The organism is Shewanella sairae, assembly GCF_023283535.1.
GTDB lineage: Bacteria > Pseudomonadota > Gammaproteobacteria > Enterobacterales > Shewanellaceae > Shewanella > Shewanella sairae.
The window spans coordinates 1-2,645 of record NZ_JAKILT010000135.1; the positions used below are offsets into that span (position 1 = coordinate 1).

Sequence of the window (2,645 nt, forward strand, 5' to 3'; positions counted from 1 at the left end):
CTTCTGGATAATGCTTCACTCACAACTAACTTACCGCCCCCTGTTTTATTTTTATGAAAAACTGAGGCGACAACTATCCTGACACAGGGGGGTTTGGCAAAGATTATATTGCAAGGTTTTATCATCGTAGCTGTTCGAGACCTTGAATTAGTCAGTCGTGAATTGGTTACGCACAAAAGTCTCACCTTAAAAGAGGTTGGGTGTTTAACTTTTAGTGTGACACCTGACGAATCTAATCCTAATAAGTTTAATGTTTACGAGGAATTTGTAGATCAAGCTGCTTTTGATAACCATCAAGCTAGAGTGAAATCATCCCAATGGGGCAAAGTCACTAAAAACGTACAAAGACACTATCAAATCACACATTCTGACTAAGCCCGCGTCTTAAAAGGGCGCTAGAAAGCCGTAATCAAAAGGAGTGATATGCAAATAAGACAAGCAACTCAAAGTGATTTAGAACATTTTTTCACTTACCTTAATGATCATTTCTCAGATAATGGTGTCGGTGATACCCATCTTTTTCAACCTATGTCTAAAGCAGAGTCATCAGTGAATGAAGCAATGAAATCACGTTTTGCTGATGGCATTAACACGCAAATGTACCAACAAGGCTGGCGACGTCTTTGGCTGGCATTCGATGAAAACAAAAAGATAGTAGGGCACATTGATATTAGAGCGCACGCTGAAAACCATACAACCCATAGAGTATTACTGGGAATGGGCGTTGATCGCTCGGTTCGAAAGCAAGGGCTCGGCAAGCAATTAATCAATACCATGCTAGAGTGGGGGGCTGACCAATCTGTCATCGAGTTTGTTGATCTTTGGGTGCTTTCAAATAATCTAACCGCACAAAAACTGTATATCAGCACCGGATTTGAGAAGTGTGGTGAGATAAAAGACATGTTTAAGATAGACGGTAAGTCTTTATCTTATACAGTTATGACTCGAGCAATAGCACCTAAAATAGAGTAGGGAACAGCAATATTTTTAGGGGGTTATCGATGGGATAAAAAGGAAAATTAGCACTATCGATACAAACTAATGAAAACAAGGTGAGCAGGGTGGTCAGATAGCCGCGAAACCTAGGGCATGTAGCAGATAGTTAACGTTCATAATGTTCGATACATATGCTCGCAATAAACAAAGATTATACCTTCTTTGTGTACATAACTTGCTGTTTCTATAGGAATAGTTAGGATGATTTTCAACTCCACCTCAGAATCTGAATTCTTAACCTTTATCCAAATTAACCATCCTGTTTTAATCTTTTTTCTAAACTCTACATCTTAATCTAAGTAAGTAGCTACCTATTTAAACTCAGTTTGTTGCTGCATAGATTGCTACTGGCTATAGATTTGTCTTTGGTCTAGTTATGGTTTTTTAGATACCAGTTAATGCCGATAAGTGACATTATCGGCATTTGACTAAAAAGGGGATTTTGCCACCGCGTATGCGTTGCCAATTTTACTTCGTAGTTCTGTTGTTTGCTCATGAATTTATGCATGATAACCACTGTTTTTATTACTGTTATTTTAGTTGTAACTACATAAAAAGCCCGGATAAAGCCTATTTAAGTTAGATTGGATGGCAGCAGTTCTGCGCAACGTCTCGGCGTTTTTTACCTGTTTAATGTGAGCTCCTGAATTAAACCAGGCCTTAACCCCAATAGAAACAGCAACTGCGCTAATCATGACTCCAGTCATATCGAGAATTATTGCCAAGCTTACCTTGATGCTGAATTGGCTTAGTTAACTTTATGCCTGTTCCTGCAAATTGAGCCAATTGGAATGGCCGGACTAACTCTCGGATCTCCATATGAAGCATTGGACTAAGACTTAGTATGATCACTTAAAATGACCAATTAGAGCGAGCTAAGACCTAAAGGCTTGTTAACGCATTCAGCAAATTACAACTCTAGTTATTCTAGTTATTGAGCTTTAGTTGTCGACAAAAAGACTAATAATCGAAGTAAACTAGATTCCAGGCAGATTTTGAAGAAATGATACGGTGCGCTGTGTGGCTACTTTTAAAGTTTGCCTAGCTCAGCTCATCAGATTTCACGTAGCGCACAGTTTAAATATGGGATTTTGGTGATTTTTTTGACTTAAATTAACTAATCAGTAGTTAGCTAATCACTGTTAACTTGTAACTTGAGTTACCAGGTCAAGTCTGCCAGAAAGCAAAGCTCGCCATTAAATCGCATCATTCTAGTATGGTACCAACTTATTGCAGACTTAAATTCGCACCATCAAAAATTCTATCTGCAACTGAATACGTCGCGAATATTTGCTTAGCTTAGAATTGCATATTTAAACTTAGATAAAACTTCGATAGAGCTAATGAGAGCTTGTATAGATGTGCGCAACCAAACAGCAGTGACTTAGATTCTCAACATAGAAAGGCTAAGAAGTTATTGCTATGTACTGAATAGCTTTTAAACCGGACGTTTCATTTTCCCGATTAAACCCAATCAAGCCGATGTCATACGAACAAGAGTAGGCAGTTTCTTTCGCTATACTATAGCTAACCATAAACTCTATTTAACATAATATACATTGTGCGCACTCTTTGGTAGATGTGGTTATGGTAAATCCATAACCTAAATACTCCCCAATATAAGCAGTGCACCTAGCCCAACAAGAAAC

The 2,645-nt window shown here is 38.3% G+C and carries 2 protein-coding genes; both read left to right on the top strand.

Going from position 1 to position 2,645, the window contains the following annotated elements:
* Positions 1-108: 108 nt before the first annotated feature.
* Positions 109-375 (top strand): putative quinol monooxygenase, encoded by a 267-nt coding sequence (locus L2748_RS23450; protein ID WP_373317214.1) that lies wholly within the window; start codon positions 109-111, stop codon positions 373-375.
* A gap of 48 nt (positions 376-423) precedes the next feature.
* Entirely contained in the window at positions 424-972 is a 549-nt protein-coding gene (locus tag L2748_RS23455) for a GNAT family N-acetyltransferase (RefSeq protein ID WP_220781344.1), read from the top strand.
* Positions 973-2,645: the final 1,673 nt, after the last annotated feature.

Bases quoted from the DNA above. Each gene is read 5' to 3' on its own strand.
- L2748_RS23455 (WP_220781344.1), top strand. From the start codon at position 424: ATGCAAATAAGACAAGCAACTCAAAGTGATTTAGAACATTTTTTCACT.